This window comes from Kutzneria chonburiensis, from assembly GCF_028622115.1.
Lineage (GTDB): Bacteria > Actinomycetota > Actinomycetes > Mycobacteriales > Pseudonocardiaceae > Kutzneria > Kutzneria chonburiensis.
Genome location: NZ_CP097263.1, coordinates 6,285,542 through 6,308,006 on the forward strand (window position 1 = coordinate 6,285,542; position 22,465 = coordinate 6,308,006).

The window sequence follows — 22,465 nt, forward strand, 5'->3', positions numbered from 1 at the left end:
CCTCGTGAATTATGGCAAGTAGGTGGCTTGCGATTCACCCGTCCGTCAGGCTCGACACTGTCCCCCAACGGAGTTAACCGGAGGAGGTAGGGGCCGATGGCCTGGGACGTGTTCCTCAGCTACTGCCGGTCGGACACCACACCGGCCGAGGCGCTGGCGGCCGAGCTGCGGGCGCGGGGGCTGCGGGTCTTCCAGGACGAGGTCGGTGTGCACCGGTTCGACTCGGTGTCCCGGACGATCATGGCCGAGCTGGGCCGGTCCCGACTGCTGCTCGCCTACTACTCGCACGCCTACCCGACGCGCCGCGCCTGCCAGCAGGAGCTCATCACGGCTTTCCTTGCCGGGCAACGGGAAGGCGACCCGCTGCGACGGGTGCTCGTGGTCAATCCGGAGCGCGGCACCGCTCACATCGAGCCGATCGAGCTGCGTGACGCGCGGTTCTGGAGCCCGTCGGCCGAGCTGCGCCACCTCACCGAGGCCGTCACGCGCAAGGTCGACGAGCTGCCGACGACCATCAACGCCGTGGTCCACGGCCGCGCCCCGCTCTGGCTGCCGGCCCCGGGTCACCGGCCGCCGCCGCGTTTCGTCGGGCGTACAGCAGAACTGTGGCGGCTGCACTCGGCGCTGCACCCGCAGTCGGCCACGTTGACCGAGGGCGGCGGCGAGCCGGTCGCGGTGGTGCACGGCGTCGGCGGCATCGGCACGACCTCGCTGGTCGCCGAGTACGCGCGGCAGTTCGGGGCGACCTTCCCCGGCGGCGTTTTCTGGCTGTCCGCCGCCGATCCGTGGACGGAGCAGCTGACCGCGATCGCGGAAGCTTTAGGGGCCAAGGGCAATGGTCACGCCGCCGATCGGGTGGCGTTGGCTCTGGATGCCGAGCGCGCCCCGAGCCTGTGGGTGGTCGACGGCGTGCCGGCCGGGCTCGACCTGGACCACGTACGACGGCTGCTCTCCCCGCACCCCACCGCGGCCAGCGTGCTCACCAGCACCGACGCCAGCTACGCCGAACTCGGCACCGGTGTTGAAGTCCCCGAACTCCCTGCGGCGCAAGCGATCCGACTCGTGCTCAACCAGGTCGAGGCGCCGGGCGACCGCGAGTCCGCGCACAAGCTGGTGGACGCCGTCGGCGGACACACGGGCGCCCTGCTGGACCTGGCCGGCTCGGCCCGGTCGGCCGGTCTGGACTCGGTGCGGCGGCGGCTGTTCTCGCGGGACTGGCCGGTGCTGGAGGCGACCGCGAAGCGGCTGCTGGCCGAGGTCGACGCCGCCGGCGACGCCGGTCTGGATGTGTTGCGCGCGGTGACGGCGTTCGCGCCGGAACCGATGCCGTTACCCGTTCTGGATGGTCTTGGCCCGGTCGGGCTGGCCGTCGACCGGTTGTCGAGGCAGTCTGTGGTGCGGCTGGTCGACGGAGGAGCGTTGGAGGTGCCGGCGGTGGTCGCACACGTGATCCGGCACAGCGATCCCGATCCGGCGCGGCACGAGCGGATCAGCACCGCCGCGCTGGCCGCCCGCCGCGAGCGGGACGACTTCGCGGCGGACGAACGTGAGCGGGCGGCGGCGTTCCGCGTACAGGTCGAGCTGGCGCACCGGGTTCCCGTACGCCCCTTGGGCGGTGGCGGTTTGCGGGAGGCAATTTCCTCCCTGCACAGCATCTTCGCGTTCACCCGGGAACAGCTTCGGGAATGCGGCCCGGATTCCTCGCAGCGTTTCGGCGAAGTGGCGGAGCGGCTGATGGAGGAGGTGCTGCGGCCGTTCCTGTCGGAGTGGCACCCGGCGCTGCGCCGCTACGAGGACCGTACGCAGTTCGACGACACGGCATGGGATCCGACCGCCGAACTGCGCCACGCCCTCGACGCACTGCGGGAACCGCTGCTGGCCGTGATCCGGGACCTGAGCCGAATCAGCGGCAACCCGCACGGGACTCGCTACCTGTGAACAACTCCTTCACCAGAGCGGCGATCTGCTCGGTCTCGATGAGGAACGCGTCGTGCCCGTACGGCGAGTCGATCACGCGCAGACCATCCGCTGTAGGTATCCCGTCGGCGATTTCTCGCTGCTGCGCCAACGGATAGAGCCGGTCCGTGGTCACGCCGCCGACAACCGTCCTGGCCGTCACGCGTCTCAAAGCGGCCCGCACGCCACCACGCCCACGGCCGACATCGTGCGAGTTCATCGCCTCGGCCAACACGCCGTAGCTGCCGGCGTCGAAGCGCCGCACCAGTTTCTCGGCATGATGGTCCAAATAGGACTCTACGGCGTAACGCCCGTCGCCCTGCGGATCACGCCCGAACCGGGCCGACAACTCACCCGAGCTCCGATACGTGACGTGGGCAATCCGCCGCGCCACGGCCAATCCCCGCCACGGCCCGTCCTCGGCGTCGTAGTAGTCGCCGCCCCGCCACCACGGATCGGACCGGATGGCCTGGAGCTGCGGATACGTCCAGGCGATCTGATCGGCCGACGACTGCGCGGGGGAAGCCAACAGCAGCAACGACTTCACGCGATCCGGCACACTCACCGCCCACTCCAACGCCCGCATCCCGCCCATCGAACCGCCGACCACGGCGGCCCACCGGTCGATGCCCAACGCGTCGGCCAGCGCGACCTCGGCGGCGACCTGATCCCGTACGGTCAAGGCCGGAAACCGGCTGCCCCAAGGCTTCCCGTCCGCGGCAAGAGACGACGGCCCGGTGCTCCCCTGACACCCGCCCAACACGTTGGGCGCCACCACGAACCACCGGCCCGGGTCGATGACTCCGGGCTGCACCAGGGCATCCCACCAGCCGGCGGTGGGATGCCCCGGCCCGGCGGGACCGGCGACATGGCTGTCGCCGGTCAGCGCGTGCAGGACGAGGACGGCGTTGGACCGGTCCGGGGCAGGGGTCCCCCACGTCTCGTAAGCGAGCTGGACGGCGGTCAGCTCGCCGCCGCGCTCCAGCGGCAGTGGGCGATCAAGGCGCACCCACTGCCGCCGGCCGGGCGGGTCGGATTCCCGCCACGCACCCGTGACGGAGCTCAGAGCGCGGCCTTCGCGGCCCGGAAACCGGCCTCGAGGTCGGCCTTCAGGTCCTCGACGCCCTCCAGCCCGACCGACAGCCGCACCAGACCCGGTGTCACGCCGGTGACGGCCTGCTCCTCCGGCGTCAGCTGCGAATGCGTGGTGCTGGCCGGGTGCACGATCAGGCTGCGCACGTCGCCGATGTTGGCCAGCTGGCTGAACAGCTCCGTGCCGTCCACGAACGCCCGCCCGGCCTCGGCGCCGCCGCGCAGCTCCAGGGACACGATGGCCCCCGCGCCGCCCGGCAGGTACTTCTGCGCCGCCTGGTGCCACGGACTCGACGGCAGGCCGGCGTAGTGCACGGTCTCGACCTCGTCCCGCTGCTCCAGCCACTCGGCCAGCGCCTTGGCGTTGGCCACGTGCCGCTCGATCCGCAGCGACAGTGTCTCGATGCCCTGCAACACGAGAAAGCTGGTCTGCGGGGCGATCGCCGCACCGGTGTCACGCAGCAGTTGCACGCGCAGTTTGGCCGCGAATGCCCCATGACCGAGCGCCGGCCAGTACTGCAGGCCGTGATAACTCGGATCGGGCTCGTTGTAATCCGGGAAACGATCCGCGTGCGCACCGAAATCGAATGTGCCGCCGTCCACGACCACGCCGGCAATGGCCGTGCCGTGGCCGCCGAGAAACTTGGTCGCCGAATGCACGACGATGTCCGCGCCGTGCTCCAGCGGCCGCAGCAGGTACGGCGTCGGCACCGTGTTGTCGACGACCAGCGGCACCCCGACCTCGTGCGCAACGCCGGCGACGGCCTCGATGTCGAGCACGTTGCTGCGCGGGTTGCCCAGCGTCTCTGCGAAGAAGAGCTTGGTGTTGGGCCGGACCGCGGCGCGCCACTCGTCCAGGTTGTCGGGGTCGTTCACGAAGCTGACCTCGATACCCAGCTTGGGCAGCGTGTAGTGGAACAGGTTGTACGTGCCGCCGTAGAGCGAAGCGCTGGACACGAAGTGGTCGCCCGCGCCGGCCAGGTTGAGGATCGTGGCCGTCTCGGCCGCCTGCCCGGACGCGAAGGCCACCGCCGCGACGCCGCCTTCGAGCGCGGCGATCCGCTGCTCCAGCACGTCCTGGGTGGGGTTGTTGATCCGCGTGTAGATATTGCCGGCCTCGGCCAGGCTGAACAGGGCGGCCGCGTGGGCCGTATCCCTGAAGACGTAGGAAGTGGTCTGGTAGATCGGCGTCGCACGAGCCCCGGTGGCGGGGTCGGGTGCGGCGCCGGCGTGGATCTGACGGGTCTCGAACGACCAGGAAGAAGGCATGGCTGTGCTCCGAGCCGAGGAAGGTGAGGGTGAGGTGAGGTCAGCCGTGAGCGCGACACGCCATGCTGGTCACGCGCACGTAGTCCACGTGCCGGCGGGACACCAGGAGGGCCATGGGCCCGACGGTAGCCGCGGCACATTCACCCGAGAAGGCCCGTTCACCCAGTGGGAAGAAAGGGAGTAGGTTTGCGTCATGGCGCCGGCCGAGAACCGAGACATCACCCAGTCGATTCCCAGCTTCACGGTCGCCATGCGTGGCTATGACCGTATGGAGGTCGAGACCCACCTCAAGCGCATCACCTCGGAGGTGCGGCTGTTCGCCGCCGACCGGGATGCCGCGCTGCGTCAGGCCGACGAGCTGGCCAAGCAGCTCGACCAGGCCCGGGCGCGGATCGAGGAGCTCAAGGGGCAGGTCGAGCAGGCCCGGCAGACGCCGCCGCCGGCGCCGGCCCCCGAGCCCGTCGTGCAGGAGACGCCCGACCAGGCCAAGCGCGCGCTCCAGCTGGCCGAGGCCACCGCCGCCGAGACCGCCCAGCGGGCCGAGGCCGCCGCCGAGACCACCTGGTCGCACGCCGAGGCCGCCGCGACCAAGCTGCGCGAGCGGTACCAGACCCTGCTGTCCGATCTGGACAAGCAGCAGTCGGAGATCATCGCCGAGCACCAGTCGCTGATGGAGAAGGCCCGTACCGAGGCGGCCGAGCTGACCACCGTTGCCGGTCAGCGCCGCAAGGTGCTCGACGAGCAGGCCGAGCAGCGGCGCCGGCAGATCGAGGCCGAGTTCCAGCAGGAGATCGCCGACAAGCGCAAGGCCGCGCTGGCCGCCATCGCCGAGCTCGAGGCGTCCCAGATGACCGAGCTGGACCAGCGGGTCACCGCCGCCACCGCGGACGCCGACGCCCGGATCAACCGCAGCAACCAGGAAGCGTCCCGGCTGCGCGACTACCGCGAGCGCATCGCCGACCAGCTCCGCTCGGCCACCAGCCTGCTCAACGACGCCGGCTCCCTGTTGGAGCCGCTGCCGGACGAGTTCCCCCAGCAGGAAAGCTGAGCTGCCCGCCGCCGAAGTTGTGAACGGACCATTCCCAAACTCCGAGTTGTGGAATGGTCCGTTCCGAACTGTCGTTCAGGAGCGTTCGAGGCGTAGCGGCGCGGATCCTTCGTCCAGCACAAGAAGAAAGTCGTCGAGGTCCTCGCACGCGCCCGTGGGCACGCCCGGCTGGGCCAGGGCCAGCAGCTGCACGGCCAGCCCGGTCAGCCCGGCGGGATCGCCGACCACGCTCACTTTGCCGTCGCCGCCGACCGTCACCATCAACCGGTAGTTCTCCGGCCAGGCCTTGACCAGGCCGATGCCGCGGTCGTAGGACGGAATATCCAGCTGCACCTTTGCCACATCGACCTCCGGTCGGTGAACCTCGCACACCAGCCGCCGACTGTCCAGGCAGAACGCTGGCCCTAGATCGTCTCGTAATCCCCTTGTCACCCACATCTCTCGTCAACTAAGATACTTTTGGGTTGAGATTTAGGGGGCGGATGGACAGCACGCGAACACAGGTCCTGGTCGCGGGGGCCGGACTTGCCGGCACGGCAACGTCGATGTTCCTGGCCGACCGGGGGATCGAGCCGCTCGTGGTGGAGCGGAATCCGGAAACTTCCTTACGCCCCAAGGCTCTGGAACCGATCGGGCTCGACCGAGCACGGGAACTGGGCGCACACGTCCGGTTCGACACCGAGCTCGTCTCGTTCGAACAGGACACGCTCGGCGTCACCGCGCGGCTGGTGCACCGGCCGACCGGCACGCTCAGCCAGGTCCGCGCCGACTACATGATCGCCGCCGACGGCCACCGCAGCCCGATCCGCGAACGCCTGGGCGTAGACACCTTCCGCAGCGGCCGGGTTTTCCTGGCCGGCGACGCGGCCAGGGTGACGCCGCCGACCGGTGAGCTGGGCGACAGCACCGCCATCGCCGACGGTTTCGATCTGGCCTGGAAGCTCGCGGCCGTGCTGCGCAATCAGGCCGGCCCCGGGCTCCTCGACAGCTACGACGCCGAGCGGCGGCCGGTGGCACCGGAATTACGCAACCTCCGGCTGCGCTCGGCGGCCGTGCTGATCGACGACGAGGACCCGGCGCTGACCGAGGACCCGCACCGGCCGAGCGGCCGCCCCGGGTTCCGCGCCCCGCACGTGCCACTGCGCCAGGGCGGCAAGCCGGTGTCCACTGTGGACTTCTTCGGCCGCGACTGGGTGCTGCTGACCGGAACCGAGGGCGGCGTCTGGCACGAGGCGGCCAAGCACGTCGCCGACCGGCTGGGCATCGTCGTGCGCACGGTCGGTCTCGGCCCCGGGCTCACCGACCCCGACGACCGCCTGGTCTCCGCGTACGGCATCGGCCACGGCGGGGCCAGCCTGGTGCGGCCGGACGGCGTCGTGGCCTGGCGTACCGACTTCGAGGTCGCCGACGCCGCCGGCACGCTTCAGACGGTGCTCACTCGGCTACTGGCCCGGGTGCCGAGCGTCGCAGTCCCAGCAGGCACAGCGCGCTGATCACGCCGCCCAGCACCAGATACAGCGAGATCGGCCACGGCTTGGCGTGATCGACACCGAGCAGGGCGACGGCGATCAGCGGGGACAGGCCGCCGCCCAGCGTCGCGCCGAGCTGGTAGCTGAAGGCCGCGCCGGAGTAGCGCAGCCGCGGCTCGAACAGCACCGCGTAGTACGCGGCCATCGGACCGAACAGCACGCCGGAGCCGGCGTAGGCCAGGGCCAGCGCCAGGATCAGCAGGCCGGCCGAGCCGGTGTCGATCAGCCAGAACAGCGGGAACGCGAACACGATGATGAACGCCGCGCCGAACAGCATCACCGGCGTGCGGCCGACCCGGTCGGCGATCCGGCAGGCGATCAGGATCGACACCACCTGCGCCGCCCCGCCGACCAGGCTCGCGGTCAGCACCTGCTGCTGCGGCAGGTGGTGCACGGCCGTCCAGTAGTTCAGCACGAAGGCCACGAGCACGAAGATGAAGGCGTTGAAGCCCAGGTTCACGCCGACCCCGAGCAGGACCTTGGACCACGAGGTGCGCAGCACCTCGACCAGCGGCACCTTGGTCACCTGGTGGGCGTTGCGCAGCTCCTTGAATTCCGGGCTCTCCTCGATGCCGACCCGCATGTAGATGCCGACCGCGACCAGCACCAGGCTGGCCAGGAACGGGATCCGCCAGCCCCAGTCCAGGAACGCGCCGCCGGACGCGGCCGTGGACAGCGAGAACATGGCCGTGCCGAGGAAGAGCCCGAGCGGCGAGCCGAGGAAGGTCCAGCCGCCGTACCAGGTGCGGTGCCGTTCAGGGAGTGCTCGACGACCATCAGCGCCGCCCCGCTCTGCTCGCCGCCGAGGAAGAAGCCTTGCAGCAGACGGAGAATGAGCAACAGCACCGGCGCGATCAGGCCGGCCGACGCGTAGCTGGGCAGGACGCCGATCAGCGCCGTGCACAGGCCGGTCATGGTCAGCGTGAGCACCAGCATCGGGCGGCGGCCGACACGATCACCGAAATGGCCGATGACCGCCGCACCGAGGGGTCTGACCAGAAAGCCGACTCCGAATGTGGCGAATGCCAGCAGGGTGCTCACGGTCTGGTTGCCGGCCGGGAAGAACAGTTTCGGCAGCACCACCGCCGAAGCGGTGCCGTAGATCAGGAAGTCGTACAGCTCAATGGTGGTGCCGGCCGCGCTGGCCAGTGCGACCTTGCGGACCGACGAGCTTCGCACCTGTTCAATCGATCGAGTCACGGCAGCCTCCCTCAGTCACGACATGGGACCACAAAAGGGTGAAGGCGGCCACACGTTCTGGTGGAGCACTCGGTTTTACATCGATTGGCTGCACGATTGGCGCGAAAGTTGGCAACCATGGTCCCCACCCGAGTCCTTGCCGGCGCGGCCGCGCTGTTGGCCGCCGCCTGCGTCACCGCCGCCCCCGCCGCGGCCGCTCCCCTGCCGTCGTCGCTGACCCTGACCGCCACCACCGACGGCCACGCCCCGCACGTCGTCGAGCTGACCTGCGACCCGGTCGCCGGCAACCACCCCGACGCCGAGCTGGCCTGCTACCAGCTGGCCCAGGTGGACGGCGACATCGCCACCATGCCCGGCACCGAGGCGCACATCTTCTGCCCGATGATCTTCCAGCCGATCACCGTGACGGCCGACGGCCTGTGGCGCGGCCGGCCCGTCACGTTCCAGGACAAGTACACCAACAGCTGCGAGCGGGACAACAAGACCGGGAACCTGTTCCGGTTCTGACGTTGGTCGGGGCTCCCGATTTCCATCGGGAGCCCCGCGACACAGATCACACCAGGCGTTCCTGAGGATCGGTTACGGCTTTCCTTACAGGATGCTGTGAAACTCAGGCGGGCAGGCCCCATGGCGCGGAAGGCCCGTTCGGCGTGACCGGCGCTACGGTGAAGTCCGGCCGATCGCCGGACCGGTAGAGCACGGCCTCTCCGCCCCGTGGCAGATCGATCTGGATCGTGGTGGCGTCGAGTTCCTTGGTGCGCAGTGGCCGGCCGTGCCCGTCAAGGACCTTGATCTGTCCCGGAATGCCGTGCCGGACGACGCAGGGCGCGCCGGCCTCGCTGCGGACCCGAACCCATCGCGTCACATTGTGCTGACGCGACGCGCTGATCAGGAACGCGCCCTCGGTGCGGAAGTTGTCGATCGTGACGTCGGCCCAGGCGTCCGGGATCGCCGGGAACACCCGGATGACGCCGTGCCAACTCTGGCAGATCATGTCGTGCATCGACTGCGCCGCCGACAGCGGCGTCTCGATCACCGGGCCGGACTCCTTGTACAGCGTGTTGGGCTGGACGTACAGGCGCAGCAGGTCGCTGAGGTATTGGGCGGAGTCGTTGCCGCGCAGCATCTGTGCCGCCATCGAGGCCGCGCCGGTGTAGCTGTAGCCCTGTAGCGCGCCCTTGAAGCTGATCCAGTGGTTGAGCGAGGTCTGGATCAGGTTCCGGTTCTCCGACTGTTCCCAGTTGACCAGGTAGAGCGGGTACACCGACAGCATGTGCGAGTAGTGCCGGTGGGACATGGCGAACGGCTGGCCCGCGCCGATCATGAAACCGTTGGCGTCGGTGGGATACGGCGTGAGATTCGCCAGGACGTCCTGCCACTTCGGCAGGAGCGGGTCGCTGATCTTGAGGGTGGCGCCGGCTTCGATCAGCGTCTGGCAGCCCCAGCGGATCAGCGCCAGGTCGAAGTTGGTGTCCGGCGTGTCGACGCCGTACTCCGGGGAGAACGTCTTCGGCAGGTGCAGCCGGCCGTCGTCGCCCTTGGCCAGGAAGTGCAGGTAGTAGTTGATCGCCTTGCGCAGCAGGGGAAAGACGACGGTACGGAGCGTATCGGTGTCCATGGTGTGGCGGTAGGTCAGCCACACGTTGTGCAGGGCCCAGGTGAGGTTGCCGGTCTCCGGCGTCGGCGGGTCCTGGCCGGGGACGCCGGCCGTGCCGCCGTTGAGCAGCGTGATGTCCGTGGTGCGGGGAATGGCCGCCGAGTCCTGGTTGTACGGGGCGACCACCTGGCTGCTCAGGCGGTCCCGATACTGGCTGATCGCGCGGGTCAGGGAGTCCAGCTCCAGGTGGTTGGAGCCGTTGATCAGCCAGTACTCCAGCTGCACGTTGAGGTTCCACCATGTCGCGGGCCAGGGCGTCGGCTCCAGCCAGGGGCCGGTGGTGGCCATGACCGGGGCGGTTTTCCTGGTCGCCGAGGCCACTTTGTAGAGCTGGATCCAGTAGAAGCTCTGCAGGCGGCCGTCCGGGACCGACAGGAAGCTCTTGCGGTAGAAGGCGTTCCACCAGACACGATGGTCTTTGGCCAGGGTGTCGAGCGGTTTGACAGCCTGGTGCAGGGTATTGAGCGCCTTGGCGCCGGCGGTCTTGTCGGGGTTCGACCAGGCCACCGTGGCGTACAGGGTTCTGGTGGTGCCCCTTTGGGTTTCCTGGTAGGCCGTGACGTGCTCGCCGCCGGACAGCAGCGGCTGGGTGATCACCGTGGCGTCGCCGCTGGTGTCGGTGGTTGGCTTCGGATTGGGCAGGTAGCCGGCCGGGGCCGGCTTGTTGAACTTCGGGTCCGTCCGGGGGCTGACCGCGGGCGCCGGGTGGAACACCCAGCCGAACTTCGCTTCCCCGGCAGTGGGTTTGGCCTGGACCGCGAGCGTCGACAGTCCGTTGTGGACGATCGCCCGGATGGCGATGCTGCCGGCGGTGGTGGTGATCGTGCCGGCCAGCTCGGCGTCGTACAGGCTCAGCCGCCAGTCGACCTTGGTGATCGTGCCCTGCGGCTCCAGCGTGAACCAGCCGATCGGCAGCCGGGCCAGGCCGTACAGCGAGCCGAACTCCGGGCGGTGGTCCTGGACCTCGCTGTGCTGCACGTTGAACCGGATGGCGTTGGCGCCCGGCTCGGCGTAGATGCCGGAGCCCAGGAAACCGTTGCCCAGAAAGGGGCCGTCGTACCAGTTCTTCGGCAGCTGCTGCCAGACCAGGTCGCTGCCGCCGATGAAGTTCCGCCAGTTCAGGCCGTTGGTGTCGAGATCGAAATCGGGGATCCCCAGCGCCGGCGTGGCCAGCAACGCTCCGCCCGCGGCCAGCACACTCCGTCGCGACAGCTCAACCATGTCGGCCCCTCACATCGCCGTGAAAACCTATACATCGGAGCTCTGCCGCCCGACCGTAGGGAGCTTCTTGGGCTGGGTCAAGACTCTTGTCCGGGACCGCGCCTGCTGTCATCGGATGAATCGATCGTGACAACAATGATCATCATGCGTCTGCTCGTCCTGGTCACCGCCTTCCTCGTCGTGTCGGCGACGCCCGCCCTCGCTTCCGACGTCCGGCCCGGCTTCGGCGGCTCCTTCAACGGCGCCAGCGGTGTGCTCACCGGCAACAGCACGCTGGCCCCGGCCAACGTGCCGGTCCAGCTGCCGGGCCCCGGCATCGCCGTGCTCGGCACCGGCGTTGGCGGATCCGCCGACTGAGGTCGCCCCGGCCGTCACCAGCGCATACGCTGCCTTCGGCCGACCGGGAGGATTTTCGCCATGACCTATGCCGTCGATTTCACCACCGTCTCGACCGTCGGCCTGGAGTCGTCGCCGGTCGCGGAGGCGCTGGCCGGCCTGCGGGCGAACGAGGCCCGCTACTTCAAGAACAAGTACGACCACGTCTTCACCACCCTGCCCGCCGCGGAGGCCGGGGCGGTCATCGACTACGTGCACGGGATCCTGGCCGACGAACGCGACATCGTCATCGCCTCGCCCGCGCTGGAGGCCACCGAGTTCCAGGTCGAGAACATCCGGATGTCGTACGTGTTCTACGAGAGCGGCCTGTCGATCAACGTGATGTACACGCTCGATGACGGCGGGAAGCGGGCCGTCGGCTTCAAGCTCTCCGACGGCATGGAGATCCCGGCGGAGCTGTCCGCGTTCAAGTTCGCCCGGCAGAAGTCCAAGCTGGCCGGCACCATCCGCGGTTCGTACTTCGTGCTCAAGAAGGAGCACTGATGGACGTCCTGGACGGTCAGCGCGCCGCGTGGGCCGGGCTCGCCGCCAGCTGGGAGAAGTGGGACGCGCTGATCATGGATCAGCTGGCCCCGGTCGGCGCCGCCATCATCGACGGCCTCGACATCGCCGCTGACCAGCACCATCTCGACATCGCTGCCGGCACCGGCGAGCCCGGCTTGAGCATCGCCAAGCTGGCTCCTGAGGGCCGCGTCGTGCTCACCGACCTCTCGCCCGAGATGCTCTCCGTCGCCTCTCGCCGTGCCCAGGCTGCCGGCGTCAGCGTCGAGACCGTCGTGTGCAGCGCCGACGACCTCCCTTTCCCCGACGCGTCCTTCGACAGCGTCTCCGTGCGCTTCGGCTACATGTTCTTCCCCGACTTGGCCAAGGCCACCGCCGAGTTCGTCCGCGTGCTCCGCCCCGGCGGCCGCCTCTGCGCTTCGGTCTGGGTCGACCCGTCGGCCAACCCGTGGACCTCCGTCGCCATGGAGGCCATCGCCACCTCGGTCGCCTTGCCCACTCCGGCCCCCGACGCCCCCAGCATGTACCGCTGCGCCGCCCCCGGTTCCGTCAGCCGCCTCTACGACGCCGCCGGCCTCCGCGCCATCTCCGAGTGGGACGTCCCCGTCGCCCTCGTGACCACGTCAGCCGACCAGTACTGGACCATGATCAGCGAGCACGTCTCGCTGGCCGCCGCCGCCCTCCAACAGGCCTCCCCGTCGGCGCGGGACCACATCCGTTCCCACGTGCTCGCCGCCATCAGCGCCTTCGAACACGAGGGCACCATTCGCGTCCCCGGCCTGGCCCGCTGCATCCTCGGCACGAAGTAAGTGCCCGCGCCCCCGGATTGACGCCACCCCTACTATGTAAACGTTTCCAGCCCTGCCGCCGCGCCGACACTCCTGGAGGTTGTGGTGGCATCACGTGCCCGGTGGTCGCTGGCGATCGCCTGTTCCCTGGCGGCCGGAGCCTTGCTCCCGTCCGCGGCCGCGGCCGCGCCGACCGCCTGTTCCGAGGAGGCGCCCATCCGGGCGGCCGCCGACCACTGGATCGCCGGCAACGCCAAGCCCGCCGACGCCACGTGGTTCAACTCCCTGTTCATCAAGGGCGACATCGAGGCGTACAAGCTGACCGGCGACGCCAAGTACCTCAACTACGCCACCGCGTGGGCCGCGCACAACAAGTGGAAGCTGCCCACCGGCACCCCCAATCTCGACGGCCCCGAGGCCTCGCAGGAGTACATCGACCTCTACCAGCTCGACGCCAAGCACCCGGCTTCGGACATCGCCGACGCCAAGGCCTATGTCGACCGGGAGACCAAGAAGGTCGAGGGCGGCAGCTCCTCCGACATGAGCTACGTCGACGCGGTCCGCCTCGGCGCCCTCTCGGCGTTCGCCTACTTCGGCGGCACCGCCAACATCGACGCCATGGCCAAGCTGTTCGCCTATCCCGAAAGCCACATCTACGACAAGAAGAACGCCCTGTGGTGGCGGGATTCCCGGTGGGTCGGCACCACGCAGCACTGGTCCCGCGGCAACGGCTGGATCGTCCTGTCCCTCACCGACACCATCGCCAACCTGCCCGCCGGCGACACGCACCGGGCCCACTACATCAGCCTGCTGCAGGACATGTTCGCCAAGCTGAAGGCAACGCAGCAGTCCGGCGGCTACTGGACCGCCGACGTCGACCATCCGTCCGCCTACCCGGCACCGGAATCCAGCGGCACGTCGCTGTACACCTACGGCCTGGCCAAGGGCATCCAGGCCGGCTACCTCGACTCGGCCACCTATCTGCCGGTCGTGCAGAAGGCTTGGGGTTGGCTGAAGTCCACCGCCCTGCGTTCCAACGGCGTCGTCGGTTACGTGCAGGGGCCGTCTTCGCACCCGTCGCAGTACCAGCCGATCAGCCCCACCGCCACGAGCAACTACGGCACCGGCATGTTCATCATGGCCGGCGTCGAGGCCGCCAAGCTCACTCCCGGCTGCACGGCCAAGTTCTGAGTCGACGGTCCGGCCAGGGCACCCCTGGCCGGACCGTTCGCTAGGCCAATTCCGCGCAGAGCCGGGGCACCGCGGTGCCGATCGGCTCCGTGATCTTCTCCGCCGCCTGGTCGTCGTACGGCGTCGGGTCGCGGTTCACGATCACCAGCCGGGCCCCCGCCCGCACCGCCACCGCGCATAACGCCGCCGCCGGCTCGACCTGGAGCGAGCTGCCGATCGCCAGGAACACCTCGCTCACCGCCGCGATGTTCCTGGCCTGCGCCAGCACATCCGCGTCCAGGTGCTCACCGAACAGCGTCACGCCCAGCTTCAGGACACCTCGACACTGCTGGCACGTCTTGTCCCCGCCGAGGATTTCCTTTGTGGCGTACGTGGTTCCGCACCCCATGCACACCGTCTTGTGCATGCTTCCGTGCAGCTCCAGCACCTTCCGCTCCGGCGTGCCGGCCTTCTGGTGCAGTCCGTCCACGTTCTGCGTCAGCACCCGGACGTTCGGCAGCTTCGCCAGCGCCCGGTGCGCCCCGTTCGGCTCCGCCGTCCAGGCCGGATGCCGCTCGTACCGCCGCCAGAACTTCTCGCGCGTCTCCTCGTCGCGTGCGAAGGTCTCGTACGTGAACAGCTCCTGCGCCTTCGGGTCTTTCGTCCATTCCCCTTGCGGGCCACGGTAATCCGGAATCCCCGAGTCCGTCGAGATCCCCGCTCCCGTCAACACCGCGATCCTGGTCATGCCTCGAGTCTATGGTTGGGCCACAAGCGTTTTTGCCCACGTGCGCAGCGGGGTGTCGGGCGCCAGCCCGCAGTACCTCCCGAACTGCGCTCGGACTTCGTCCGCCCGGATGCCCCCGTGCATCTCCGGCGCCCGATACCACCCCATGCCCGGCCCCGGCTGCCACACCCTCGCAATGCCCGCCGCCCCGTCCCCCGGCGAGTTCAGGCCGTAGTAGATCTCCTTGACCCCCAACGACATCGCCGCCCCCAGGCACATCAGGCACGGCTCCAGGTTCACCGCCAGCCTCAGCCGTTGGTACCCCTTGCCGTCCACTTCCAGCATCGCCAGCAGATCCGCGTGCTTCAGCCGGCCCCCACTGTCCTTCGTGTACGCCTTGGCCACGATCTCGTCGCCCGACGCCACCACCGCCCCGATCGGCAGTCCCCCTTGCGTCATCCCCTCTTCCGCGGCTTCCATCGCCGCTGCGACCAGTTCGTCCGGCGTCATGCCGTTGCCAGCTCCGTTTCTCGCACCATCTTCCAGGCCAGGAACGCGAAGGGCACCAGCAGCAGCAGATCTACCCCGCTCGCCAGCCACTCCACCCTCGTGATCAGCGCCGCTGGGAAGGCCAGTCCTCCCAGGCACACCAGCGTTCCCACCCACTTCGGCACCCCTCTTGCCAGCAGCAGGCCCACCCCCGTCAGCACCAGCGCCGCCGGAAACATCGGTCCCGCTCCCCAGAACGCCACGTCCGCCGCGAACGGATGCTCCCCCAGCACCTCGATCGCCTTCCCGTGCGACATTCCCAGCGCTTCTTCGTATATCGCCTGCACCCCGAACGCCGTGCCGCCCACCACTCCCAGCACCGTCACCAGCGTCGCCACCGCCCCGTACACCGGCAGCTTCCTCGATATCCCCGCCAGCACCTTCACCAGGCCGTACGCCCACACCCCCGTCGCCAGCACCACCAGCGCCCCGCCCGTCGCCCCTTGACCGCTCCCCTCCCAGAACGCCGTCGACGCCCCCATCAGCGCCGGTCCCGCCACCAGGCATGCCCCCGCCATCACCCGGCCGATCCCGTTCCCCTCCATGGCTTTCAGCCTTCACTCAGCGGCCGCGCCCCACATCAGGGTTCCCCCTGACCTCACCCCAGGAGCGCCCCCATGTCCTCCGCCAGCCTCCGCATCTCTTCCCCTGCTTGGATCCCCCGCACCGTCACCTCAGCCCGCCAGTCGATGAACATCGACCGCGGCGACAGCGCCCAGGTCATGTCCACGTACCCCCAGGTCTTGAACACCGCCTTGATCGTCAGGTCCCGGCTGAGGCTCTGCCACGTCTTCTCCCCACTCCACCCTTCGTAGCTCTCCGCCACCTCAGCCACGAACTTGTCCGGGCCCTCGTTGTGCAGCACCACCTTGTGCAGCCTCGCCGTCATCTCCCCCGCCCCCATCTCGATGCAGAAGGCCGACAACGGATACAGCGACTCATCCACCACCCGGTTCCACACCCTCACCCACCCCTCCGGCCCTCCCACCCGCACCGCCGCCTCGTCGTCCTCCACCGCCACACACTCGTGTTCCACGCGCGCAGGGTAGGCAGCACGAGGTCGCCGCCGCGTCTGATTTCCCCTACCCGTCGTCCGACCACCAGATGCCCCAGACCGACTGACCATCCTTGCCCGGCTGATGCTCCGTGACCCCTGACGACCGCCCCGTCTCACGGCGCAGCGCCTCGCCCGTCTCCCGGAGCCACTGAACCCGTTCGTCGTCGCTAAGACCATCGGGCATGTTCAGATCGACCACGGAGCCGACGGTAGCGACTACCCCTGACAAATTCGGTCCGCCGCGGGCCGGGGCGACCATCAGGTCGACTGCGGTCTGTCACATGCTCCGCTCGCCCGCGGCCCTGCCCCGGCATCCCCGTTGCTCAGCACTCGATGACGTTGACCGCGAGGCCGCCGCGGGCCGTCTCCTTGTACTTGTCCTTCATGTCACGGCCGGTGTCGCGCATGGTCTTGATGACCTTGTCGAGGGAGACGAAGTGGGCGCCGTCGCCGCGCAAGGCCATGCGGGCGGCGGTGATGGCCTTGATGGAGGCGAGGGCGTTGCGCTCGATGCACGGGATCTGCACGAGGCCGCCGATGGGGTCGCAGGTGAGCCCGAGGTTGTGCTCCATGGCGATCTCGGCGGCGTTCTCGACCTGCTCGGGAGTGCCGCCGAGCACCTCGGCGAGACCGGCGGCGGCCATGGAGCAGGCGGAGCCGACCTCGCCCTGGCAACCGACCTCGGCGCCGGAGATGGAGGCGTTCTCCTTGAACAAGACGCCGATGGCGCCGGCGGTGAGGAGGAAACGCACGACGCCGTCGTCGGAAGCGCCGGGGACGAAGCGGGAGTAGTAGTGCAGCACGGCGGGGACGATGCCGGCGGCGCCGTTGGTGGGGGCGGTGACGACGCGACCGCCGGCGGCGTTCTCCTCGTTGACGGCGAGGGCGAAGAGGGTGACCCAATCCATGACCCGAAGGGGATCGGTGGCGAAGTGCTCGGCGGCGAGGGTCCGGCGAAGGTCAGCGGCCCGGCGACGGACCTTGAGACCGCCGGGCAGGGTGCCCTCGACGGTGCAGCCCCGCTCGACGCACTCCTGCATGACGTGCCAGATGTGCAGCAGACCCGAGCGAACCTCGGCCTCGGAACGCCAGGACTGCTCGTTCGACAGCATGACATCGCTGATGGAGAGCCCGGATTCCCTTGTACGGGCGAGGAGTTCGTCGCCCGAAAGGAAAGGATGGGGCAACGGGGTGGAGTCCTGCTTGATCCGGTCGGTCCCGGTGGCGGTCTCGTCGACGATGAAGCCGCCGCCCACCGAGTAGTAGACGGCGGAGTCGAGCGAAGCACCGTCGGCATCAACAGCGGCGAAGCTCATGCCGTTGGGGTGCAAGGGAAGCTGCTTGCGACGGTGCATGACGAGGTCGGTGTCCTCGACGAACTCGATCTCCCGGGAACCACCCAACACCAGCCGGGACGACGCGCGGATGCCGGCCACGCGGTCGTCGGCGTCGGTGGGGTCGCAGAGCTCGGGCTGGGAACCCTCAAGACCGAGCATGACGGCCTTGGGGCTGCCGTGACCATGACCCGTCGCGCCGAGGGAGCCGAAGAGCTCGACGTGCACCCGGGCGACCGAGTCGAACACCCCACCGGCCCGGAGGCGGGAGACGAACATCGAGGCGGCGCGCATCGGCCCGACGGTGTGCGAGCTCGAGGGACCGATCCCCACCGAGAAGAGATCGAAAACGCTGATGGCCATCACGGACTCCAGGGCATGGGAGAAGCAGGCGGAAGGCTCCCCCTCTGTCATGGGACCTGAGAGCTTCGCCGTCACGACCGCGACGGCTTGCACCGTGGGTGGCATGCACGACCGCGCACGCTGCTTTCCAGAGTTGCCTCGCCCGGCCGGTCTGGTTGCCTGAGAGTGTGCGGGGAGGCTTGCTCCTTCGGCGCCCCGAGAAATCCGAGGGCTCTCCCGACCGGGCTGTGTGCCGAAGGCACGCGGCCTGTGTGGAATTGTTGGCTCTCACTGTAAACGAACCGGGGAGCGGCTGATGAGGTTCGGGGCGAACTACACGCCGAGCAAGCACTGGTGGCACACCTGGCTGGACTTCGAGCCGGACTCGATCCGCCGCGACCTGGACCAGCTGGCCGGCCTCGGCCTCGACCACGTGCGGATCTTCCCGATCTGGTCGGTCTTCCAGCCCAACCGCGGCGTGGTCCGGGAGAAGGCGGTGGAGCAGCTGCTGGACATGGTCCGGCTCGCCGCCGACGCGGGCCTGGACGTCACGGTGGACGGCATCCAGGGCCACCTGTCGAGCTTCGACTTCTACCCCTCCTGGACCCAGACCTGGCACCACCGCAACGTCTTCACCGATCCCGACGTACTCGAGGGCCAGGCGCTGCTGCTGCGCACGCTGGCGACGGCGCTGCGCCCGGAGCCGAACTTCCTGGGCATGACGCTGGGCAACGAGATGAACAATCTCGTGGCCCACAACCCGTGCACGCCGGCCGAGGTGGATTTCTGGCTGGACCAGCTGCTGGCCACGGTCGACGAGGCCGACCCGGACCATCCGCACTGCCATTCGGCCTTCGACGACGCCTGGTACGTCGATGATCACCCGTTCACCCCGCTGGCCAGCGCGACCAAGGGCGCCATGACCACGGTCCACCCCTGGGTGTTCACGCTGAACGCGGCCCGTCGTTACGGTCCGCAGTCGACGGAGATCCATCACCTGGCCGAGTACGGCACCGAGCTGGCCCGTGCCTACGGCACGCCCGACCGGGTGATCTGGGTGCAGGAGGTGGGCGCGCCGGCCCCGCACATCCCGGTGGAGCACGCCGTGGAGTACGCGGAGCAAACGATTGGCAACGTCGCTACCTGCAAGAACGTCTGGGGCCTCACCTGGTGGTGCTCGCACGACGTGAACCGCAGGTTCATCGACTACCCGGAGCTGGAGTACGGCCTGGGCCTGTTCGACGCGGACGGCAACGCGAAGCCGCTGGCCAAGGCCGTGGCCAACGCCGTGCACGCAGAGTTGCCGAAGCCGGTGGAGCGCACGACGGCGCTGTTCTTCGACGGCAAGCGGAGCTCCTCGGGCCCGGGCGGGGCGTTCTTCGAGGCCTGGATGCGGCACGCCAAGGAGGGCCGACGGCTGGCGGTGGTGATGGAGACGACACCGGAGTATCTGAGCGCCCGGGGCATCACCGAGGTCCTGACGGTCTGAGCGCGGTTGCCGATGGCGGCCCCGGTGAGACGATGGCGCGATGGTGACCGTGCAGGGTGTCGTCGACCGGGTGGGGCCGACGATGCTGCGCGCCGTGCACGCGGCGGCGGCGCCGCAGAGCGTGACGGACGTGGTGATCGCGGAGCCGGGGCGGCGGAACGTGATCGCGGCGGGGGATCTCGTGCTGGGGGTGGCGGTCGGCGGCCGCAAAGACGCGGTGGACCTGATCAAGCACTCGAAGGGCGCGGCGGGGGTGCTGCTGAAGCAGCCGCAAGCCGGTGACAAAGAGGTGCTCGACGCGGCCGGCCAAGCAGAGATAGCGATCGTCGAAGTACGGCAGGAAGCGGCCTGGGCGCAGCTGGTCTGGCTGCTCAGGGCGGTGCTGGACGCGGCGGCGGACGACGAGTCGGACGGCGAGGTCGAACAGTTCGGCGACCTGTTCCGGCTGGCCGACGCGGTGGCGGCGGTGATCGACGCGCCGGTGACGATCGAGGACGCGAACTCCCGCGTGCTGGCCTACTCGACCCGGCAGGACCGCACGGACCCGGCCCGGGTCTCGACGATCATGGGCCGCCGGGTGCCGGACGACGTGCTGGCCCGGTTCCGCAGCCGGGGGTGTTCCGGCAGCTCAGCAAGGGCCGCTCGGTGATCTTCGTGCCGGCCCAGCGGGACGGCACGCTGCCCCGGCTGATCGTGCCGATCCGAATGGGCGGCGAACTGCTGGGCTCGATGTGGGCGGTGGTCGACGGCGAGGTCAGCGACGAGCGCTCGGCGGCGTTCGCCGACACGGGACCGGTCGTGGCGCTGCACCTGCTGCGCCGCCGGGCCCGGGTCGACGCGGAGCGGATGCGGTCGGCGGAGCTGGTACGGGCGGTGCTGTCCGGCACGACCGGCAGCCGGGCCGCGGCGGCCGAGCTGGGCCTGGAGGAGCAGCCGCACCGGGTGGTGGCGATCGACGCGGCCAGTGAGGACGCGGCCGACGCCGAAGGCGTACGGCTGGCGCTGTGGGAGCGGATGACCCGGGGCGTGGGTCGCCGGCCGGCGGTCGCGGATCTGCACGGAGTGCTCTACGCCGTGGTGCCGGACAAGGGCTGGACCCAGTTGCGAGCGGTCCTCGCGACCGGCGGGCCGCTGGTCGCCGCGGGTAGCGCGGTGGACCTCAACGACCTGTCGCTGTCCCGGTCCCAGGCTGACGAAACGTTGGCACTGCTGCGAACCGGACTCACCGACCAACGGCTGGCCGGCTATGAGGAGGTGTGGTCCTCGCTCGTGCTGCACCGCGTCGCCGCGGCGTCGAAGGCCTCCGGCGTGGCCGAACTGGGCCCGCTCAACGACCTCAAGGACATGGACCTGGACACGCTGTACCAGTGGCTGCGCCATCCCGGCGACCCACGCGAGGCCAGCCGCGCGCTGCGGATCCACCCGAACACCTTCCGGTACCGGATGAAGAAGATCGGCGAAGTGGTCGACCTGGACGACCCCGATGTCCGGCTGGCCCTGCTGACGCAGCTGGTCACGTTGAAGTGGGCGTGAAAGCCGCTCGGTAGGACTGTGGGCTGGTGCCGACGATGCGCTTGAAGTGCTCACGAAACGCTGTCGGAGAACCGAATCCGCACCGAACGGCGATGCGTTCCACCGGTTCGTCGGTGGCCTCCAACAGGTGCTGCGCCCGCCGGACGCGAGCGCGGTGCAGCCAGCGCAGCGGCGAAGTCCCGGTCTGCTCCCGAAAACGCCGGTTCAACGTGCGAGTGCTCATGCCGGCCTGGGCGGCGATCTCGTCCAGCGTCAGCTCCCGGACGGAGTTCTCCTCCAGCCACACCAACAACTTCTCCAGTTCGGCGCCCCGCGGCACCGGCGGCAGGTCGTGCACGATGAACTGCGCCTGCCCACCCTCGCGTTCCAGTGGCATCACGGCGATCCGCGCGGCGTCGGCGGCCACCGCGGAGCCGTGGTCGCGGCGGATGATGTGCAGGCAGAGATCGAGACCGGCGGCCGCGCCGGCCGAGGTCAGGAACTGGCCGTTGTCGACGTACAGCACATCCGGATCGACGTCGATCAACGGATAGCGCGCGGCCAGCTCGGCGGCCGCGGCCCAATGAGTGGTGGCGCGCAACCCGTCCAGCAAGCCGGTGGCGGCCAGGATGAAGGCACCGGTGCAGATCGACGCCAGCCGAGCGCCGCGAGAAGCCGCTGCCACCAAGGCATCGACAACCGAACTCGGCACGTCGAACTCCGTGCAGCCCGGCAGCACGATGGTGTCGGCAGTCGCCAGCGCTTCCAGGCCGTGCGGGGCGGTCAGCGTGAACAGGCCGGCGGAGATCTCCGGCGACGGCGCGCAGACCAGAACCCGGTAGCCGGGCGTGCGCCGGAACGCCTCGATCGGCGTGGCCAGGTCGAACGGTATGACGTCCGGCAGGGCCAGCACGGCGACGGTGTGCATGCCGCCCACGGTAGCTGGCCGGAATCCGTTGGTACCTGGCGATCCAGCCACTGTCTCAGCAGGCGAATGATGGGGCTGAATGAGTGAAGTAGCTCAGAGGGAGGACCCACCCGCCGTGACGAAGATCCTGCTGACCATCCACATCCTCGCCGTGATCATCGCCATCGGGCCGGTCGCGGTGGCCGCCAGCATGTTCCCTCCCACCGCCCGCAAGGCCCTGGCCAGCGGAAACGACGCGGACATGGCCACGCTGCGGCTGCTCAACCGGATCTGCAAGGTCTACGCCCTTGTCGCCATCGCGGTGCCGGTGTTCGGCTTCGCCGTCGCCGGCATCCTGCACGTCACCGGCGATCTGTGGATCATCGTCTCGATCGTGCTGACCGGCCTCGCCGCCCTGGTGCTGGGCCTGCTGGTGCTGCCGTACCAACAGCGCGTGCTGGACGGCAAGCCGACGCCGACCGCCCAGCTGGCCATGTACACCGGCCTGTTCAACCTGCTGTGGGCCGTGGTCACGGTCGTGATGATCTTCCGCCCGGGGTCCTCGCTGGCCGGCTGACAAAGGTCTAGACCTTGACGCCTATTGTGCTCCCAGCACAACGAGAAGACCGTTTGATACTTCCGGGCGCACGATGACACCCCGGTTGGCGTAGCCCACCGTGGTAAGCGACACACCAACAAGCCGTGCGCCCGGAAAGGACCG

Annotated in this window: 22 protein-coding genes, 2 pseudogenes and 1 riboswitch; of the genes and pseudogenes, 11 read left to right on the forward strand and 13 right to left on the reverse strand. The window is 69.3% G+C overall.

What is annotated here, in order from left to right; genetic code table 11:
• Positions 1 to 96: 96 nt before the first annotated feature.
• Positions 97 to 1,938, forward strand: coding sequence for a TIR domain-containing protein (locus M3Q35_RS28520; protein WP_273935621.1), 1,842 nt, complete (start codon positions 97 to 99; stop codon positions 1,936 to 1,938).
• Here the strand turns inward: M3Q35_RS28520 and metX are convergent.
• Both metX and M3Q35_RS28530 read right to left on the reverse strand, forming a co-directional pair.
• Positions 1,904 to 2,965 carry a homoserine O-acetyltransferase MetX gene (gene metX, locus M3Q35_RS28525; protein ID WP_273935622.1) on the reverse strand — a complete coding sequence of 354 codons (1,062 nt, stop codon included), beginning with the start codon at positions 2,963 to 2,965 and terminating at the stop codon, positions 1,904 to 1,906. The two genes, M3Q35_RS28520 and metX, sit on opposite strands and share 35 nt — an antisense overlap.
• 53 nt (positions 2,966 to 3,018) lie before the next feature.
• The gene (locus M3Q35_RS28530; protein WP_273935623.1) at positions 3,019 to 4,317 is read right to left on the reverse strand and encodes a bifunctional o-acetylhomoserine/o-acetylserine sulfhydrylase; all 1,299 of its coding nucleotides are present in this window, start codon (positions 4,315 to 4,317) and stop codon (positions 3,019 to 3,021) included.
• 193 nt (positions 4,318 to 4,510) lie between these two features.
• Here M3Q35_RS28530 and M3Q35_RS28535 point away from each other — a divergent pair, with 193 nt between their 5' ends.
• Entirely contained in the window at positions 4,511 to 5,365 is an 855-nt protein-coding gene (locus M3Q35_RS28535; protein WP_273935624.1) for a coiled-coil domain-containing protein, read from the forward strand.
• 75 nt (positions 5,366 to 5,440) lie between these two features.
• Here M3Q35_RS28535 and M3Q35_RS28540 read toward each other — a convergent pair whose 3' ends face one another.
• Complete coding sequence (locus M3Q35_RS28540) at positions 5,441 to 5,707, reverse strand: Imm32 family immunity protein (protein WP_273935625.1); 267 nt, start codon at positions 5,705 to 5,707, stop codon at positions 5,441 to 5,443.
• 140 nt (positions 5,708 to 5,847) lie between these two features.
• Here M3Q35_RS28540 and M3Q35_RS28545 point away from each other — a divergent pair, with 140 nt between their 5' ends.
• Complete coding sequence (locus M3Q35_RS28545) at positions 5,848 to 6,858, forward strand: FAD-dependent monooxygenase (RefSeq protein ID WP_273935626.1); 1,011 nt, start codon at positions 5,848 to 5,850, stop codon at positions 6,856 to 6,858.
• Here M3Q35_RS28545 and M3Q35_RS28550 read toward each other — a convergent pair.
• Both M3Q35_RS28550 and M3Q35_RS28555 read right to left on the reverse strand, forming a co-directional pair.
• A complete protein-coding gene (locus M3Q35_RS28550) occupies positions 6,800 to 7,798 on the reverse strand; it encodes an MFS transporter (RefSeq protein WP_273935627.1) in 999 nt (332 codons plus the stop codon). The genes M3Q35_RS28545 and M3Q35_RS28550 overlap by 59 nt on opposite strands.
• Positions 7,717 to 8,094: pseudogene (locus tag M3Q35_RS28555) on the reverse strand (MFS transporter); the annotation flags it as partial. The pseudogene M3Q35_RS28555 and the gene M3Q35_RS28550, both read right to left, overlap by 82 nt.
• Before the next feature lie 117 nt (positions 8,095 to 8,211).
• Between M3Q35_RS28555 and M3Q35_RS28560 the strand changes: the two are divergent.
• Positions 8,212 to 8,601: an SSI family serine proteinase inhibitor gene (locus M3Q35_RS28560; protein ID WP_273935629.1), complete on the forward strand. Its 390-nt coding sequence runs from the start codon at positions 8,212 to 8,214 to the stop codon at positions 8,599 to 8,601.
• Positions 8,602 to 8,704: 103 nt separating this feature from the next.
• Here M3Q35_RS28560 and M3Q35_RS28565 read toward each other — a convergent pair whose 3' ends face one another.
• Complete coding sequence (locus tag M3Q35_RS28565; RefSeq protein WP_273935630.1) at positions 8,705 to 10,972, reverse strand: glycosyl hydrolase family 95 catalytic domain-containing protein; 2,268 nt, start codon at positions 10,970 to 10,972, stop codon at positions 8,705 to 8,707.
• 144 nt (positions 10,973 to 11,116) lie between these two features.
• Here M3Q35_RS28565 and M3Q35_RS28570 point away from each other — a divergent pair, with 144 nt between their 5' ends.
• From M3Q35_RS28570 to M3Q35_RS28585, 4 genes are all read left to right on the forward strand, one after another.
• Entirely contained in the window at positions 11,117 to 11,329 is a 213-nt protein-coding gene (locus tag M3Q35_RS28570) for a hypothetical protein (RefSeq protein ID WP_273935631.1), read from the forward strand.
• A gap of 60 nt (positions 11,330 to 11,389) precedes the next feature.
• Entirely contained in the window at positions 11,390 to 11,851 is a 462-nt protein-coding gene (locus M3Q35_RS28575; protein WP_273935632.1) for a phage tail protein, read from the forward strand.
• Positions 11,851 to 12,678, forward strand: a complete 828-nt coding sequence (locus M3Q35_RS28580; protein ID WP_273935633.1) for a class I SAM-dependent methyltransferase — start codon at positions 11,851 to 11,853, stop codon at positions 12,676 to 12,678. Before M3Q35_RS28575 ends, M3Q35_RS28580 begins: the two co-directional genes overlap by 1 nt.
• 84 nt (positions 12,679 to 12,762) lie before the next feature.
• Positions 12,763 to 13,848 (forward strand): glycoside hydrolase family 88 protein, encoded by a 1,086-nt coding sequence (locus M3Q35_RS28585; protein WP_273935634.1) that lies wholly within the window; start codon positions 12,763 to 12,765, stop codon positions 13,846 to 13,848.
• 40 nt (positions 13,849 to 13,888) lie between these two features.
• Here the strand turns inward: M3Q35_RS28585 and M3Q35_RS28590 are convergent, their stop codons facing one another.
• From M3Q35_RS28590 to M3Q35_RS28615, 6 genes are all read right to left on the reverse strand, one after another.
• Positions 13,889 to 14,575, reverse strand: a complete 687-nt coding sequence (locus M3Q35_RS28590; RefSeq protein WP_273935635.1) for an SIR2 family NAD-dependent protein deacylase — start codon at positions 14,573 to 14,575, stop codon at positions 13,889 to 13,891.
• Positions 14,576 to 14,584: 9 nt separating this feature from the next.
• Positions 14,585 to 15,064: a deaminase gene (locus tag M3Q35_RS28595; protein WP_273935636.1), complete on the reverse strand. Its 480-nt coding sequence runs from the start codon at positions 15,062 to 15,064 to the stop codon at positions 14,585 to 14,587.
• Positions 15,061 to 15,648: a hypothetical protein gene (locus M3Q35_RS28600; RefSeq protein WP_273935637.1), complete on the reverse strand. Its 588-nt coding sequence runs from the start codon at positions 15,646 to 15,648 to the stop codon at positions 15,061 to 15,063. The genes M3Q35_RS28595 and M3Q35_RS28600 overlap by 4 nt, the downstream gene beginning before the upstream one ends.
• A gap of 53 nt (positions 15,649 to 15,701) precedes the next feature.
• On the reverse strand, positions 15,702 to 16,139 hold the full coding sequence (locus tag M3Q35_RS28605; protein ID WP_273935638.1) for a DUF6228 family protein: 438 nt from the start codon (positions 16,137 to 16,139) through the stop codon (positions 15,702 to 15,704).
• Between the two features lie 46 nt (positions 16,140 to 16,185).
• The gene (locus M3Q35_RS28610) at positions 16,186 to 16,359 is read right to left on the reverse strand and encodes a hypothetical protein (RefSeq protein ID WP_273935639.1); all 174 of its coding nucleotides are present in this window, start codon (positions 16,357 to 16,359) and stop codon (positions 16,186 to 16,188) included.
• A gap of 124 nt (positions 16,360 to 16,483) precedes the next feature.
• Entirely contained in the window at positions 16,484 to 17,857 is a 1,374-nt protein-coding gene (locus M3Q35_RS28615) for an L-serine ammonia-lyase (RefSeq protein ID WP_273935640.1), read from the reverse strand.
• A gap of 137 nt (positions 17,858 to 17,994) precedes the next feature.
• A riboswitch (glycine riboswitch) is annotated at positions 17,995 to 18,086 on the reverse strand.
• A gap of 66 nt (positions 18,087 to 18,152) precedes the next feature.
• Between M3Q35_RS28615 and M3Q35_RS28620 the strand changes: the two genes are divergently transcribed.
• Both M3Q35_RS28620 and M3Q35_RS28625 read left to right on the forward strand, forming a co-directional pair.
• Positions 18,153 to 19,325, forward strand: a complete 1,173-nt coding sequence (locus tag M3Q35_RS28620) for a glycoside hydrolase 5 family protein (RefSeq protein WP_273935641.1) — start codon at positions 18,153 to 18,155, stop codon at positions 19,323 to 19,325.
• A gap of 40 nt (positions 19,326 to 19,365) precedes the next feature.
• A pseudogene (locus M3Q35_RS28625) lies at positions 19,366 to 20,858 on the forward strand (PucR family transcriptional regulator).
• Here the strand turns inward: M3Q35_RS28625 and M3Q35_RS28630 are convergent.
• Positions 20,839 to 21,765, reverse strand: coding sequence for a GlxA family transcriptional regulator (locus tag M3Q35_RS28630; protein ID WP_273935642.1), 927 nt, complete (start codon positions 21,763 to 21,765; stop codon positions 20,839 to 20,841). The pseudogene M3Q35_RS28625 and the gene M3Q35_RS28630 sit on opposite strands and share 20 nt — an antisense overlap.
• A 115-nt stretch (positions 21,766 to 21,880) precedes the next feature.
• On the opposite strand from M3Q35_RS28630, the gene M3Q35_RS28635 reads away from it, so the two are divergent.
• A complete protein-coding gene (locus tag M3Q35_RS28635) occupies positions 21,881 to 22,321 on the forward strand; it encodes a hypothetical protein (RefSeq protein ID WP_273935643.1) in 441 nt (146 codons plus the stop codon).
• Positions 22,322 to 22,465: the final 144 nt, after the last annotated feature.